The sequence below is a fragment of the Nonomuraea jiangxiensis genome (genome assembly GCF_900099965.1).
GTDB classification, from domain to species: domain Bacteria; phylum Actinomycetota; class Actinomycetes; order Streptosporangiales; family Streptosporangiaceae; genus Nonomuraea; species Nonomuraea jiangxiensis.
Window position 1 is genome coordinate 624,890 of sequence record NZ_FNDJ01000003.1, and the last position, 14,755, is coordinate 639,644.

The 14,755-nt window shown below is 70.3% G+C and carries 15 protein-coding genes; 7 read left to right on the forward strand and 8 right to left on the reverse strand.

What is annotated here, in order from left to right; translation table 11 throughout:
• The first annotated feature begins 299 nt into the window (after nucleotides 1–299).
• From BLS95_RS09135 to BLS95_RS09150, 4 genes are read left to right on the forward strand one after another with little or no spacing between them, the layout of a single operon-like run.
• Nucleotides 300–1,208 (forward strand): ABC transporter ATP-binding protein, encoded by a 909-nt coding sequence (locus BLS95_RS09135; RefSeq protein WP_090930427.1) that lies wholly within the window; start codon nucleotides 300–302, stop codon nucleotides 1,206–1,208.
• Nucleotides 1,201–2,061: an ABC-2 transporter permease gene (locus BLS95_RS09140; protein WP_090930428.1), complete on the forward strand. Its 861-nt coding sequence runs from the start codon at nucleotides 1,201–1,203 to the stop codon at nucleotides 2,059–2,061. The genes BLS95_RS09135 and BLS95_RS09140 overlap by 8 nt, the downstream gene beginning before the upstream one ends.
• Complete coding sequence (locus BLS95_RS09145) at nucleotides 2,058–2,972, forward strand: ABC transporter ATP-binding protein (RefSeq protein WP_090930429.1); 915 nt, start codon at nucleotides 2,058–2,060, stop codon at nucleotides 2,970–2,972. Before BLS95_RS09140 ends, BLS95_RS09145 begins: the two co-directional genes overlap by 4 nt.
• Nucleotides 2,973–3,019: 47 nt before the next feature.
• Nucleotides 3,020–3,736, forward strand: a complete 717-nt coding sequence (locus tag BLS95_RS09150; RefSeq protein WP_090930523.1) for an ABC transporter permease subunit — start codon at nucleotides 3,020–3,022, stop codon at nucleotides 3,734–3,736.
• A gap of 49 nt (nucleotides 3,737–3,785) precedes the next feature.
• On the opposite strand, the gene glmM is transcribed toward BLS95_RS09150, so the two are convergent.
• Genes glmM through rplM form a run of 3 tightly spaced genes read right to left on the reverse strand, consistent with a single transcriptional unit; the run spans nucleotide 3,786 to nucleotide 6,125 of the window.
• The gene (gene glmM, locus BLS95_RS09155; RefSeq protein WP_090930430.1) at nucleotides 3,786–5,135 is read right to left on the reverse strand and encodes a phosphoglucosamine mutase; all 1,350 of its coding nucleotides are present in this window, start codon (nucleotides 5,133–5,135) and stop codon (nucleotides 3,786–3,788) included.
• Nucleotide 5,136: 1 nt separating this feature from the next.
• On the reverse strand, nucleotides 5,137–5,655 hold the full coding sequence (rpsI, locus tag BLS95_RS09160; protein WP_090930431.1) for a 30S ribosomal protein S9: 519 nt from the start codon (nucleotides 5,653–5,655) through the stop codon (nucleotides 5,137–5,139).
• 26 nt (nucleotides 5,656–5,681) lie between these two features.
• Nucleotides 5,682–6,125, reverse strand: a complete 444-nt coding sequence (rplM, locus tag BLS95_RS09165) for a 50S ribosomal protein L13 (RefSeq protein WP_090930432.1) — start codon at nucleotides 6,123–6,125, stop codon at nucleotides 5,682–5,684.
• A gap of 306 nt (nucleotides 6,126–6,431) precedes the next feature.
• Between rplM and BLS95_RS09170 the strand changes: the two genes are divergently transcribed.
• The 3 genes from BLS95_RS09170 (at nucleotide 6,432) to BLS95_RS09180 (ending at nucleotide 10,959) form a co-directional block, all read left to right on the forward strand.
• The gene (locus tag BLS95_RS09170; RefSeq protein WP_090930433.1) at nucleotides 6,432–7,190 is read left to right on the forward strand and encodes a CAP domain-containing protein; all 759 of its coding nucleotides are present in this window, start codon (nucleotides 6,432–6,434) and stop codon (nucleotides 7,188–7,190) included.
• Nucleotides 7,191–7,215: 25 nt separating this feature from the next.
• Entirely contained in the window at nucleotides 7,216–8,532 is a 1,317-nt protein-coding gene (locus BLS95_RS09175; RefSeq protein WP_143043644.1) for a hypothetical protein, read from the forward strand.
• 105 nt (nucleotides 8,533–8,637) lie between these two features.
• Nucleotides 8,638–10,959 (forward strand): hypothetical protein, encoded by a 2,322-nt coding sequence (locus BLS95_RS09180; RefSeq protein WP_090930435.1) that lies wholly within the window; start codon nucleotides 8,638–8,640, stop codon nucleotides 10,957–10,959.
• A gap of 13 nt (nucleotides 10,960–10,972) precedes the next feature.
• Here the strand turns inward: BLS95_RS09180 and truA are convergent, their stop codons facing one another.
• The 5 genes from truA to rpsK form a co-directional block, all read right to left on the reverse strand.
• Nucleotides 10,973–11,824, reverse strand: coding sequence for a tRNA pseudouridine(38-40) synthase TruA (gene truA, locus BLS95_RS09185; protein ID WP_176993092.1), 852 nt, complete (start codon nucleotides 11,822–11,824; stop codon nucleotides 10,973–10,975).
• A gap of 70 nt (nucleotides 11,825–11,894) precedes the next feature.
• The gene (rplQ, locus tag BLS95_RS09190; RefSeq protein WP_090930436.1) at nucleotides 11,895–12,449 is read right to left on the reverse strand and encodes a 50S ribosomal protein L17; all 555 of its coding nucleotides are present in this window, start codon (nucleotides 12,447–12,449) and stop codon (nucleotides 11,895–11,897) included.
• 129 nt (nucleotides 12,450–12,578) lie between these two features.
• On the reverse strand, nucleotides 12,579–13,595 hold the full coding sequence (locus tag BLS95_RS09195; protein WP_090930437.1) for a DNA-directed RNA polymerase subunit alpha: 1,017 nt from the start codon (nucleotides 13,593–13,595) through the stop codon (nucleotides 12,579–12,581).
• A 104-nt stretch (nucleotides 13,596–13,699) separates the two neighbouring features.
• On the reverse strand, nucleotides 13,700–14,326 hold the full coding sequence (rpsD, locus tag BLS95_RS09200) for a 30S ribosomal protein S4 (protein ID WP_090930438.1): 627 nt from the start codon (nucleotides 14,324–14,326) through the stop codon (nucleotides 13,700–13,702).
• A 20-nt stretch (nucleotides 14,327–14,346) separates the two neighbouring features.
• Nucleotides 14,347–14,751: a 30S ribosomal protein S11 gene (gene rpsK, locus BLS95_RS09205; RefSeq protein ID WP_020542285.1), complete on the reverse strand. Its 405-nt coding sequence runs from the start codon at nucleotides 14,749–14,751 to the stop codon at nucleotides 14,347–14,349.
• Nucleotides 14,752–14,755: the final 4 nt, after the last annotated feature.

Here is a 14,755-nt window from a genome sequence, read left to right on the forward strand (position 1 = left end):
CGCCCCAATCTGCCCCCGCACTCCTGATCGTCGATATCGGCGAACCAGCACTCCACACCGTCGTCGTGACACCTGAACCGAATCATGTGAGGCACCCTCGCGTATCGGTGTCAAAAACGCGTCAACGTCGGATGGACGGCGACGTGCCCCCGCGGCCGACCGGTCCGGTGGCACGGCGCGTACCAGTGAGCGACGACGGTGTCGGCCTCCGGTCCGGCTCGAACCATGGCCGAAAGGAGGACGCCGTTCATCCGTCTGAACGAGGCCAGGCCCCTGGTGCGGCGGGTAGGGTCCGGCACATGCACATCCTCGCCACCGAGGGGCTGACCAAACGTTTCCCCACCGTCACCGCGGTCGACCAGCTCACGGTCACCGTGGGTTCCGGCGTCACAGGGCTGGTGGGGGCCAACGGCGCGGGCAAGTCGACGCTGATCAAGATCCTGCTGGGGCTGCTGCCGCCCACCGGCGGCACCGCCAAGGTGCTCGATCTGGACGTGACCGCGCAAGGGGCCGAGATCCGCAGGCTCGTCGGCTACATGCCCGAGCACGAGTGCCTCCCGCCCGACGTCTCCGCCACGGAGTTAGTCGTCCACCTCGCACAGATGTCCGGGCTGCCGCGCACGGCCGCCCGCGAGCGCGCCGCCGACGTGCTGCGTCACGTCGGCCTGGCCGAAGAGCGCTATCGTGCCGTGGGCGGTTACTCCACGGGCATGAAGCAGCGCGTCAAGCTGGCCCAGGCCCTGGTCCACGACCCCAAGCTGATCTTCCTCGACGAGCCCACCAACGGGCTCGACCCCCGGGGCCGCGACGAGATGCTGACGCTGATCAGGCGCATCGGCACCGAGTTCGGCATCAGCGTGCTGGTCACCTCCCACCTGCTGGGCGAGCTGGAGCGCATCTGCGACCACGTGATCGTCATCGACGCCGGGCGGCTGCTGCGCTCGTCCGCGATCGGGGAGTTCACCCAGGCCACGCAGACCGTCACGGTCGAGGTCGACGAGGGGCTGGAGCCGCTGGCCGCCCGCCTGACCGCCGACGGGCAGACCGTCTCGCGGCAGGGCCGCATGCTGGTGGTCAAGGTGGCGGGGGCGGAGACGTACGACGTGATCCGCGACGCCGCCGTCGACCTGGACCTCTGCCTCATCCGCCTGGAGCAGGGACGTCACCGCATCGAGGACGTCTTCCGGGAGGAGGTCGCCAGTGTCTGAGATCTACGACATCGGCTACCGGCACTATGACGGGCCCCGGCTGGGGCGCGGCTACGCCACCCGAGCGCTGGCCGTGCACAGCCTGCGCGGCGTCTTCGGCCTCGGGCGCACCGCACGCAGCAAGATCGTGCCGTTCTCCCTGGCCGCCATCATGCTCCTGCCGGCGATCGTGTCCATCGCGCTGATGGCGCTGGCCAAGCAGCGCGGCATCCCCTACAGCGGGTTCGCGGTCATCATGCAGGCCGTGGTGGCCACCTTCCTGGCCTCGCAGGCGCCCACCGTGGTCGCGCCCGACCTGCGCCACCGCGTGCTGCCCCTCTACCTGTCCCGGCCCGTCGCCGTCGTCGAATACGTCACCGCCAAGGTCGCGGCGATGACCGTGGCGCTGTTCCTGCTGGTGGCGGTGCCGCTGACCCTCATGTACGCCGGCGAGCTGCTGGTGGACCTGGAAGGGCCGCCGCTGACCCAGGAATACCTCGGCGCCGTGCTCATGGCGCTGGTGCTGGCCGTGCTCCTGTCGGCGTTCGGGCTGGCCATCTCCTCGTTCACGCCGCGGCGCGGGCTCGGCGTGGCCTCCGTGATCGCGGTCTACCTGCTGTCCTCGGCGTCCGTACCGGTGGTCTACGGGACTCTCTACTCCTCGGGCAACGAGTCGGCGGCCGCCTGGGCGTGGCTGGCGAACCCGTTCTGGCTGGTCGACTCCGTACAGTCGTGGTTGTTCGGCACGCCGCCCCACTCCATCGAGAGCGCCGCCTATCCCAGCGGCCCGGCCTCCCTGGCGATCCTGGTGCTGCTGATCGCCGTCGGCCTCATCGCCCTCGCGCTGCGCTACAGGAAGGCGGCCTCGCGGTGAAGATCGAGCTCGCGCAGGTTTCCCGCTGGTACGGGAACGTCGTGGCGGTCAACGACGTGACGATGACGATCGGGCCGGGCGTCACCGGGCTGCTCGGCCCGAACGGGGCGGGCAAGTCGACGCTTCTCCACATGATGGCGGGGTTCCTGGCGCCGTCGAGCGGCTCGGTCACGCTGGACGGCACTCGGGTCTGGAAAAACCACCATATTTACCGAAATATCGGCCTAGTTCCGGAGCGGGAGGGTGTGTATGGCTTCCTGACCGGCTGGCAGTTCGTCCTGTCCGCCGCCCGCCTCCACGGCCTCCCCGACCCCGTGGAGGCCGCCAGGAAGGCCCTGGCCACGGTGGAGATGGAGGAGCCGAAGGACCGCAAGGTCGAGACGTACTCCAAGGGCATGCGCCAGCGCGTCAAGGTGGCCGCGGCGCTCGTCCACGACCCACCGGTGCTGCTGCTCGACGAGCCGTTCAACGGCATGGACCCGCGCCAGCGCCTCCACCTGATGGACCTGATCCGCGCGATGGGCACGGCGGGCAAGACGATCCTGTTCAGCTCCCACATCCTGGAGGAGGTCGAACGGGTCGCCCAGCACATCGAGGTCCTGGTGGCCGGCCGGCACGCGGCCTCGGGCAACTTCCGCGAGATCAGGCGCCTGATGACCGACAGGCCCCACCTGTTCAGGATCCGTTCCAGCGACGACAGGAAGCTCGCCTCCGCCCTCATGCGCGACGACTCGACCGGCGGCATCACCCTGCGTCCCGACGGCCTGGAGGTCCAGGCCACCGAGTTCCGCCGCTTCACCAGGCTCCTGCCCAGGATCGCCCGGGACGAGGGCGTCCACCTCCACCAGGTCTCCCCCGCGGACGAGGACCTGGAGAGCGTCTTCTCCTACCTGATCACCCGGAGCACCTGATGAACCCGCCCAACCCCAGGGGCACGCACACGTCGCGGAGTAAGGCCATGAACGCTGTCGTAGCCGGCATCACCTACCGCGCCCTGCTGGGCCGCAGGCGCATCATCCTGCTCCTGCTGCTCCCCCTGGCGCTGATCGGCCTGGCCCTGCTGCTGCGCCTGTTCGGCGAGGGAGACCAGCGCTCGGCCGTGCTGCTGATGCAGAACTTCGCCATCGGCACCATGCTGCCGCTGCTCGGCCTCATCGCCGGCACGGGCGTCATCGCCCCCGAGATCGACGACGGCACCATCATCCACCTGATGTCCAAGCCGATCTCCCGCCCGGTGATCGCCCGGACGAAGTTCCTGGTGGCGGCCTCGCTCCTGGCCCTGTTCGCCGCCGTACCGACCTATGTCTCGGCCTGGCTGCTGGTCCGCAACGAGGACGGCATAGCCCCCGGCTTCGCCCTGGGCGCCCTGGTGGCCGGCATCGCCTACGCCGCCGTCTTCCTCCTGCTGGGCGTCATCACCCGGCACGCGGTCACGATCGGCATCGTCTACGCCCTGGTCTGGGAGTCCCTGGTGGGCAACCTGGTGCCGGGCGCCCGCAAGTTCTCGATCCAGCAGTGGGCCCAGTCGATCGCCGACCAGATCTCCGGCTCCCCGTTCCTGAGGACCGACGTCAGCCTCGGCTTCGCCGTACCGGCCATCATCATCGTCACCCTCGGCGCCGTCCTCTGGACCGGCCACCGGCTGCGGGCGTTCTCCCTCACGGGCGACGAGTAGGCGCCGGCGCATGAGAACGGTCGCGGCCCGGCGGGCCGCGACCGTTCTTTCAGGAAGCGCAGGCCGTACGGACCACGTCGGCCAGGCGGCCCGCCACCTGGGTGGCGTGTTCTTCCGAGGCGGCCTCGACCATCACGCGGATCATCGGCTCGGTGCCGCTGGGCCTGATCAGGACGCGGCCCGTCTCGCCCAGCTCCGCCTCGGCCGCGGCCACGGCGGCGACGAGTTCGGGGACGGCGGCCCTGCCCCGGTCCACGCCCTTGACGTTGATCAGGATCTGCGGCAGCGGCGTCATCACCGAGGCCAACTCCTTCAGCGTCACCCCCGACTTGGCGACCACACCCAGCAGGTGGAGCGAGGTGAGCAGGCCGTCGCCGGTCGTGGCGTGGTCGAGCATGATGACATGCCCCGACTGCTCCCCGCCCAGGTTGAAGCCGTCCGACTTCATGCGTTCCAGCACGTAGCGGTCCCCCACCGCGGTCTCCACCACGGTGATGCCCGCATCGCGCATCGCCAGCTTGAAGCCCAGGTTGGACATCACGGTCGCGACCACGGTGTCCTTGGCCAGCAGCCCTTCTCTGTGCATCGCCCCGGCCAGGACCGCCATGATGTGGTCGCCGTCGACGATCGCGCCCGTGTGGTCGACCGCCAGGCAGCGGTCGGCGTCGCCGTCGTAGGCCACGCCCAGGTCCGCGCCGCGTGAGACGACCACCTGCTGGAGCTTGTCCAGGTGGGTGGAGCCGTGGCCGGAGTTGATGTTGAGGCCGTCGGGCCGGGCGCCGATGGCCTCGACCCTGGCGCCGGCGCGCACCAGCGCCTCCGGGGCGACCATGTGGGCGGCCCCGTGCGCGCAGTCGACCACGATCGACAGGCCGTCCAGGGCCGCGTTCATGGTGGTCAGCACGTGGGAGATGTAGCGGTCGGCCTCACCGTAGGCGTCGCGTACGCGCCCCACGGCCGAGCCGACGGGAAAGCTCCACTCCTCGCCCAGCCGCCGCTCGATCTCGTCCTCGACCGCGTCGGACAGCTTGAAGCCGCCCTTGGCGAGGAACTTGATGCCGTTGTCCGGCGCCGGGTTGTGCGAGGCCGACAGCATGACGCCGAGGTCGGCGCCGAGCGCGGCGGTGAGGTGGGCGACGGCCGGAGTGGGCAGCACGCCGAGGCGCAGCACATCGACTCCGGACGCCGCGAGGCCGGCGACCACCGCGGCCTCGAGAAACTCTCCCGAGGCACGTGGGTCCCGGCCTACGACGGCCACGGGCCTGCGTCCCGTGGCCGCGAACGCGCCTGCATCGCCGAGGACGTGAGCCGCCGCGACCGCGAGGTCCATGGCGAGCTCGGCCGTGAGGTCGCGTCCGGCGACCCCACGCACCCCGTCGGTGCCGAAAAGGCGCGCCAACTTAGCGCTTGCTGTACTGCGGAGCCTTGCGGGCCTTCTTGAGGCCGTACTTCTTCCGCTCCGTGGCGCGGGCGTCACGGGTGAGGAAGCCGGCCTTCTTCAGCGGTGGGCGGTTGACCTCGACGTCCAGGATCGCCAGGGCGCGCGACAGGCCCATGCGCAGCGCACCGGCCTGGCCGGTCACGCCGCCGCCGTCGATGCGCGCGATGACGTCGAACGCCTCCTCGGCGCCGAGCACCACGAAGGGCTCGTTGACGATCTGCTGGTGGACCTTGTTGGGGAAGTAGACGTCCAGCGAACGCCCGTTGATCGTCCACTTGCCGCTGCCCGGAACGATGCGCACGCGGGCGATCGCCTCCTTGCGGCGGCCGGTGCCGTACGAGTTGCCCGTGGTGACGGGCTTGCGCACGGGAGCGTCAGCGCTGGCGGTGGACTCGGTGGTGTACTCGGATGGGAAATCCTCGCCGGAGTAGTCCTCCAGCTCGGGCTCGACCGTCTCGACACCGGTGGGCTCAGCCACGGTTCTCCTCTGAATCTTTCGAACTACTACTGGGCGATCTGGGTGATCTGGAACGGCACCGGCTGCTGAGCCTTGTGCGGGTGCTCGGGACCCGCGTAGACCTTGAGCTTCCTGGCCATCTTCCGGCCGAGGGAGTTTTTCGGCAGCATGCCCTTGACGGCCTTCTCCACGGCCTTGTCCGGCCGCTTCTCCATGAGCTCGCCATAAGTGACGGAACGCAGACCGCCCGGGTAGCCCGAGTGGCGGTAGGCCTTCTTCTGCTCAAGCTTGTTACCGCTCAGCGCGATCTTGTCCGCGTTGATGACGATGACGAAGTCACCGGTGTCGACGTGGTTGGCGAAGATCGGCTTGTGCTTGCCGCGGAGCAGAATCGCGACGTGGCTGGCCAGCCGGCCCAGCACGACATCGGTCGCGTCGATGACGTACCACTGACGCTGGACGTCGGCGGGCTTCGGTGAGTACGTGCGCACGGTCGTAGCCTTCTTTATGCTCGCGTCTTCGGCGCTGTCGGATGCGACAGCCGTATTGGTCGGTCGGTGCGGGCACACGACGGCCCGGACCTTCCGTCTCCACAACGCGGGAGATGACGCCGGACGCGCCGCGCATCGGTCACACAGGACCTGTGCACACAACGAACCTAAGCTACCCGCCCACAGGCGCCTGGGTCAAAAGACCGGTAACCCTGCGCGATTCTACCCGACCTCAGAACGGTTCGGTTTCGTTTACCTGGAACCCCTTCTTTCCCAGGACCCGACATCCCTATCGTTGATAGCGGTATGTGGCAGAACTCTCGCACCCGGCAAACCCAGCGGGGCGCTCGGCGCCGGAACCACCTGGGTGTGCTGGTCTGCCTCATGGCGGCGCTGTTCACGGGCGTGCTGATCGGCCGGCTGGGCAGCGGCTCCGAGCCGACCGGCCACATCTACCTCAACGAGACCGCCCCGCCCGCCGCCGCCACGGCCGGCCCGGCGCCGACGGCGGCCAAGAAGGCCCAGCCGCAGGCCGAGCGGATCCCCAGGCACGCCAGGAACAAGGTCCGGCGCGGCACCGCCACCCCCAAGCCCGTCAAATCGCCCAAGGGCCAGATCCCCGGCTACTACGCGGAGGACCCGCCCGCGCGGGTGTCGGGCGGGAGCGGCGATCCCGTCCGGTTGCTGGGCGGCATGGCGGGCGAGGTCGTCTCCCTCACGAACTCCGCCCGGTCCCGGCACGGCTGCCGGCCGCTCCGGGTGGACGACGACCTCACCCGCTCGGCGCGTACGCACGCGCTGGAGATGGCCCGTACGGGCAGGCTTCTGCACAACTCCCCCGACGGCGCGTCTCCATGGGACCGGATGGAGCGCGCGGGCTACCGCTGGGGCGCCGCGGAGAACATCGGCGCCGGCTACACCTCCCCGGAAGAGGCCGTACGCGGCTGGCTCGACAGCCGCGACCAACGCAAGAACATCCTGGACTGCGGCCTGAAGGCGATCGGTGTCGGCGTCGCCTCCGGCCCGAACGGTCCATGGTGGACCCAGGACTTCGGAACTCAGTAAACGCGCATCACGGTAATGTCTCCGCATGGGTTTTCCCGAGGAACGTGAGAACGGCACGGGCGGCGCCCCCTATGGGATGGGGCGCCCGCAGGGTGCCCCGTACGGGATGGGGGGCAACTCCCAGCCCCCCGCCGGCGGCGCTGGGAACAACTTCCAGCCCCCTCCCGGCGGCGCGGGCGACAACTTCCAGCCCGCCTCGTACAACGGCGCCGGCGACAACTTCCAACCACCTTCCAACGGCAACTTCCACCCCGCCCAGAACGGCCCTGGCAACGTTTTCCAGCCCCAGCACAACGGGCCTGGCAACGTGTTCCAGCCTCAGCACAACGGCCCGGGCGGCGCCTTCCAGCCCCAGCAGAACGCCCCCGGCGGCATGGGCAACGCCTTCCAGCCCCAGCAGAACGGGCCGGGTTTCGGCGAGACCCCCGGCGGGCCGGGGGAGGCTCCCCAGGAGACGCCCCCGGAGAAGGGCCGCTCCTCCCGCCGCTCGCGCAGACGCGCCGCCGACACCCCGGCGGACGCTGACGCGGACCTCTTCACCGGTGGCGGTGGCGGTGGCGGCGCCGACGATCCCGGCAAGGGGCAGCCGAGCCCGCAGAGCAAGTTCGGCTGGAGCCCCTACGACGAGGGTCCGCGCTCGCGCGCGCCGCTGTGGTTCGCGCTCGCCGGCTTGGTGATGCTGGGCCTGCTCGGTGGCGGCCTCGCGCTGATGTGGAACGCCGGCCCGACCTCCACGGCCGAGGTCGCCCCCGCCGAGCGCACCTCCGCGCCGCTCCCGTCGGCCCCGCCCGGCAAATATGGCTTCGCCGCCGAACGCGAGACCGATCCCGACCCGATCTCGGTCAAGGAGCTCTTCGGCTCGAAGAAGAAGCTCACGTTCTCGGGCCGCGGCTACGAGATGACGATCAACAAACTGGACAAGAAGTGCGCCGACGCCGCCCTGGGTGACGACCTCCAGAAGTCGCTCATGGACGGCAAGTGCAACCAGCTCGTACGCGCGAGCTTCCGCGACAAGGCCGGCGAGGTGATCGGCACGGTCGGCGTGGCCAACCTCAGCACCAGCAAAAACGCGACCAAGGTGGCCAAGACCGGCGACACGAGCAACTACGTCAAGCCGTTGCCGGGCAAGGACAGCGTCACCAAGCAGCTGGGCTCGGGCAGCGGCGGCGCCAAGATCTGGACGCACGGGCACTACGCGATCCTGGTGTGGTTCCAGCGGAAGGACGGCACGAAACCCGACTCCAAGGGTTCCAAGCGCATCTCCCAGGCCATCGACGACATCACCAAGAACACCGTGTTCAAGGCCCTGGACAACCGGTCGCTGACCGGCAGCTCGCTGTAAGCCAATCGGGCTTCTAGCGCGTTATGACGACAAACGGGATGCCAGATCCGTCCGGCTACTCCGATACCGACATAACGATCTCGCTACTCTCGCTAGGCTCGCCCTATGCGTGGCCAGGAAACCGGGTCTGATCACGAGCGCAGTGAAGCCGACGGCTCGGCCGCACCAGCGACGCCGCCGCCGAGCTTCGGCCAGACCAGCGGGCGAGACATACGATCGACGTCGGCTCTCCATGAGGAGATCGCCGACGACGGGACGAGCCCTGCCGTCATCGGCTTCCGGGGGTCGCACCCCGGGCACGAGGAGACGGCCGGGGCGCAGCCGTGGGAGGTGCGGGCCGACGACGCCACCGCCTACGACTGGCTCGTCGATCCCACCCAGACCGACCCCACCGGCTTCGACCCGGGACAGACCACCCCATCCCCCCACCAGCCGGTGAACCCCGGCCACCTCCACCCGCAACCCCACCACCCGTATCCCAGCCCCACCCACCCTCACCACACGGGCCACGGTCCGCACCCCGACCATCCGGGCGTCAACGCCCCGCACTCGGACCACACCGGCCTCAACGCCCCACACCCCGACCCCACGGGGCCCAACGCCCCGCACCCCGGCGACCCAGCCCTGAACGCCCCGCACTCCGACCACATGGGGCCCAACACCCCGCACCTCGGCCATCCGGGCCTGAACGCCCCGCACTCCGACCACAAGGGCCTCAGCGCCCCGCAGCAGTCGGACGACACGCGTCCCGGCGATCTCCCGCGTCCCGGCCGTGAGGCGACCATGCCCCCCTGGCCCGGCGAGAAGCCGTCACCCTGGCCCGCCAAGCCGGTGGTGCCCGGCGCGCCGCCCTGGGAGCCGCCCCCGGCCTTCACCGCCGCCGCGGCGGGCATGCGCGTGTGGCCCGCCCCCGTGAGCGACCAGCACGGCATGCCGCCCTGGCCCGCCGCCACGGGCGAGCTGGTGGCCGAGCCCGACGAGCCGGACGACCAGCTCCCCGCCTTCGACTCCAACGCCACCAACCCCGAGGGCTTCACCCGGCCGGCCCACTACTTCGACCCCGAAGCCGCCAAGCGGGACGCCGCCCAGCAGGAAGCGACCCAGCACCAGGCCCCCCAGCCGGCGGCCTTCGCCCAGGAGCCCGACGAGTCCACCGCGCCCCAGCCCATCGACCCCCAGATCACGAGCCCCGCGGCGGTCAGGCCCACCGAACCCCAGCACGGCCCCGCCCACATGCAGGCCGACACCCCACCCGCGCCCCAGGAAGACACCCCCAACCTCGAAGAGACCCGCCCGGGCCCCATCAGGATGGGCAACGTCCCCCTGGCCGCCCCGGTCCCCCTCCAGCAGGAGGACACCCACCCCTTCGCCCGCGAGGACCTCACCCGGCCGACCTCCGCCGACCCAGCCCAGCCCCCGACCCCGGCCCACTACTTCGACCCCGAAGCCGCCGAACGGGACGCCCAGCTCTTCAGCCCGCACCCCACCAACCCGGCCGCCCGCCCTCCCGAGCCCGGCGACGTACCGGTGTGGCCGCCGAACCAGCAGGCCGCGGAGAAGATCCCGGACCTCCCCTTCCCCAGGGAGACCTGGGGCCAGCGCCACACGACCTCCCTGGAGCTGCCGCCGCCCCAGTCGGCGTACCCGGCCGGGGCGTTCAAGCAGCCGCCGTTCCAGACCCCGCCCCCGCCGCCCGCCCCGCCGGCCAAGAGCAAGCGGGCGCTGTTCGTCACGCTCGGCGCGCTGGCCCTGGCGGGCGTGGCGACCGGTGGTTTCTTCGCCTACCGGGCGGTGAGCGACCCCGCGCCCACGACGGCCGCCGCCCGCCCCACGGCGTCCGCACCCGCGCCCACCGACGTGCCCAGCTCCGCCCCGCCCGCCGACGTCCCCGGCGCGTCCGTGCTCAACTCCGAGCAGACCGACCCGCAGAAGTTGTCGCTGTCGGAGGCGTTCCCGAAGAAGAAGGTGAGCGCGGCGGGCACGACGTTCACCAGGGTCAAGGCGGGCCTGGAGTCGAGCTGTGACAAGGCCGCGGCGGGCGCGTTCGCCGACGCGCTGCGGGAGCAGAAGTGCAGCCGCGTCCTGCGGGCGACCTACGTCGACAGCAAGCGCCGTTACGCCGTGACCACGGGCATCGCCGTCCTGCCGACCAAGGACGCGGCCACCGCCGCCGACGCGGCGAAGGACCTCTCGCACAACGTCTGGTTCCGCCCGCTGCCCGGCGCCGACGGCTCGGGCGGCGAGCGGGTGCACATCGCCGGCGGCTACGCGGCGGGCCTGGTGTGGGGCCGCTACATCGTCTTCAGCTACGCCACCCACGCCGACGGCCACACCCCGGAGGCCAAGGAGAAGACGTTGCCGGAGGTCAGCGGGGCGTTCAGGGACGAGATCTCACTGGTGCTCGAACGCCGCCTGACCGGAGGGTGAGGGCGCCAGGCCGTCAGAGCGTACGGACCCGCCGCGTGCGCTCGGCCCGCGCGGCGAGCTCCTCCTCCGCCGGATAGCCCACCTCCTCCAGGCACAACCCGTGCGCGGGCGCCACGTGCACCCCCGAGTCCCGTACGCCCCCCGCCAGCACCTCACCCGGCCACTCCCGGGGGCGGCGGCCGTCGCCGACGGCCAGCAGCGACCCCACCAGCGCCCGCACCATCGAGTGGCAGAACGCGTCGGCCACGACGGCGGCCACCAGCACCCCGTCGGGTTCCCGCGCCCAGTCCAGCCGCTGCAGCTCCCTGATCGTGGTGGCCCCGTCCCGCTTCTTGCAGAACGCGGCGAAGTCGTGCTCGCCGAGCAGCCCGGCGGCCGCCGTGTTGAGCGCGCGGAGGTCCAGCGGGCGGTTGTGCCAGACCACCTCGCGCCGCCGCAGCGGGTCCACGCCGCCCTCGACGTCGCTCACCCGGTACGCGTACCGCCGGAACACCGCCGAGAACCGCGCGTCGAAGCCCCCAGGAGCCACCGAGACCCGCTTAACCCGGACATCGGGCGGCAGGACCCCACCGAGCCTTCTCACGAGCGCAGAGAGCCTCTCATCGACGCCCAGCGGCCCCCGGTTCCCGTCGAGCTCGCCCAGCGCCTCGTCCGGCACGTCCACGTGGGCGACCTGGCCGCGGGCGTGCACCCCGGCGTCGGTCCGGCCGGCCACGGTCAGCAGGGCGGGCTCGCCGAGGCGCAGGATCCTGCCGAGCGCCTGCTCGATCTCCCCCTGGACCGTACGCAGCCCCGGCTGCCTGGCCCACCCCGAGAAGTCGGTCCCGTCGTACGCGAGGTCGAGGCGGAGCCGTACCACGATCATCCTCCTAGGTAACGCAACGGGCCCGAACCCCCACGCGGGGATCCGGGCCCGTGACAGCCGACCTGAAAGATCAGGCCTCGTCCTTCTTGGCCTCGGCGGCCGGCGCCTCGTCGGCGGCGGCTTCCGGGGTCTCCTCGGTCTTGGCCTCGGCGGGAGCCTCGCTCTCCTCCGAAGCCTCGGCCTTGGCCTCCTCGGCCTTCGTCTCCTCCGCCTTCGGCTCCTCGGCGGCGGGCGCCGGGCTGGCGACGCGGCGGGTGGAGACGTTCAGCGGCTCGGTCACCAGCTCGATGACCGCCATGGGAGCGTTGTCGCCCTTGCGCGCACCGACCTTGGTGATGCGGGTGTAGCCACCGGGACGCTCGGCGAACGTCGTCGCGATCTCGGTGAACAGGTGGTGCACGACGCCCTTGTCCCGGACGATGGTCAGGACCTGGCGACGGTTGTGGATGTCGCCCTTCTTCGCCTTGGTGATCAGGCGCTCCGCCAGCGGACGCAGGCGCTTGGCCTTGGCGACCGTCGTGCGGATCCGGCCGTGGCGGAACAGATCGGTGGCGAGGTTCGCCATGATCAGCCGCTCGTGCGCGGGGCTGCCGCCAAAACGTGCACCCTTGGTGGGCTTGGGCATCTCAGCTCTCCTTGTGGATGAACCCGCCCCGGCCGTACCAGGTACCGGAGTCGGGCCGGCGCCGCGAACGCGCGGCACCGTTACGTCTACCCGCGCGAGGCCCCTCGCCGAGGGGCCCGCGGGAAGTGTCTAGTACTGCTCGGTCTCGACGTACGCGCTGTCGTCGTCGTCGTAGCCGCCGCCGGCCACCGCGCTCGGGTCGAACCCGGGCGGGGAGTCCTTGAGCGCCAGCGACATCTCGTGCAGCTTCTGCTTGACCTCTTCGATCGACTTGGCGCCGAAGTTCCGGATGTCCAGCAGGTCCTGCTCGCTGCGCGCCACGAGCTCACCCACGGTGTGGATGCCCTCGCGCTTGAGGCAGTTGTACGAGCGGACCGTCAGGTTCAGCTCCTCGATCGGCAGCGCCAGGTCGGCGGCCAGGGCGGCGTCGGTCGGCGACGGGCCGATGTCGATGCCCTCGGCCTCGACGTTGAGCTCGCGGGCCAGCCCGAACAGCTCGACGAGCGTCTTACCGGCGGAGGCCACCGCGTCACGCGGCTTCATCGCGGGCTTGGTCTCGACGTCGAGGATGAGGCGGTCGAAGTCGGTGCGCTGCTCGACTCGGGTCGCCTCGACCTTGTAGGTGACCTTGAGCACCGGGGAGTAGATCGAGTCGATCGGGATGCGCCCGATCTCCTGGCCCGGCTGCTTGTTCTGGGCGGCGGAGACGTAGCCGCGACCGCGCTCGACGGTCAGCTCCATCTCCAGCTTCGCCTTGCTGTTGAGCGTGGCGATGCGCAGCTCGGGGTTGTGCACCTCGACACCGGCCGGCGGCGCGATGTCGGCGGCGGTGACCTCACCCGGGCCCTGCTTGCGCAGGTACATCACGACCGGCTCGTCGTGCTCGGAAGAGACGACCAGTTCCTTGAGGTTGAGGATGATGTCGGTGACGTCTTCCTTGACCCCGGGAACGGTCGAGAACTCGTGCAGCACGCCCTCGATACGGATGCTCGTCACGGCCGCGCCCGGGATGGACGACAGCAGCGTGCGGCGCAGCGAGTTGCCGATGGTGTAACCGAAGCCCGGCTCCAGCGGCTCGATGATGAATCGGGACCGGGTCTCGTCGATCGACTCTTCGAGAAGAGTCGGACGCTGAGCGATCAGCATGTGCGGGATCTCCCCTTTTTCGTGTGGCGCCCGCTATATGACGCCACTCCGACAAACAGCCTAGCCCGGGTACCGCATGTCTGCCGTACCCGGACCAGCGAGGACTACTTCGAGTAGTACTCGACGATGAGCTGCTCCTGGACCTGGGTGTCGATCTGCTGCCGGACGGGCAGCTGGTGCACCAGGACGCGGAGCTTCTCCGGCACGACGCCGAGCCACGCGGGAATCGTGCGCTCGCCGGCGGTGGCGCGGGCCACCTCGTACGGCATCAGGCTGCGCTTGTTCTCGCGGACCTCGATGATGTCGTGCTCACGCACGCGGTAGGACGGGATGTCGACCTTCTTGCCGTTCACCAGGAAGTGTCCGTGACGGACCTGCTGGCGGGCGGCGTCGCGCGACTGCGCGAAACCGGCGCGGTAAACCACGTTGTCGAGCCGGCTCTCCAGGATCTGGAGCAGCACCTCACCCGACTTGCCCGACTTGCCGGCGGCTTCCTCGTAGTAGTTGTGGAACTGCTTCTCGAGGACGCCGTAGATGCGGCGGGTCTTCTGCTTCTCACGAAGCTGGGTCTGGTACTCCGACTCCTTCGGACGCGCACGACCGTGCTCGCCCGGCGGGTAGGGACGGATCTCGATGGGGCACTTGGCGGACTCGCACTTGCTGCCCTTGAGGAAGAGCTTGATCTTCTCGCGACGGCAGAGCTTGCAGTCCGCGCCCGTGTAACGAGCCATTTCTCAATTTCTCCTGGGGATCAGACGCGGCGGCGCTTCGGCGGACGGCAGCCGTTGTGCGGAACCGGGGTGACGTCCTGGATCGAGCCCACTTCGAGGCCGGTGGCCTGCAGCGAGCGGATCGCGGTCTCCCGGCCGGAGCCGGGACCCTTGACGAAGACGTCGACCTTGCGCATGCCGTGCTCCATGGCCCGGCGGGCGGCGTTCTCGGCGGCCATCTGCGCGGCGAACGGGGTGGACTTACGGGAGCCCTTGAAACCCACGTGGCCGGCGCTGGCCCAGGAGATCACGTTCCCGTTCGGGTCGGTGATCGAGACGATCGTGTTGTTGAACGTGCTCTTGATGTGGGCGTGCCCGTGAGCGACGTTCTTCTTTTCCTTGCGGCGCACCTTCTTCGGCGCGCCCTGGCGGCTCTTAGGAGGCATTTCT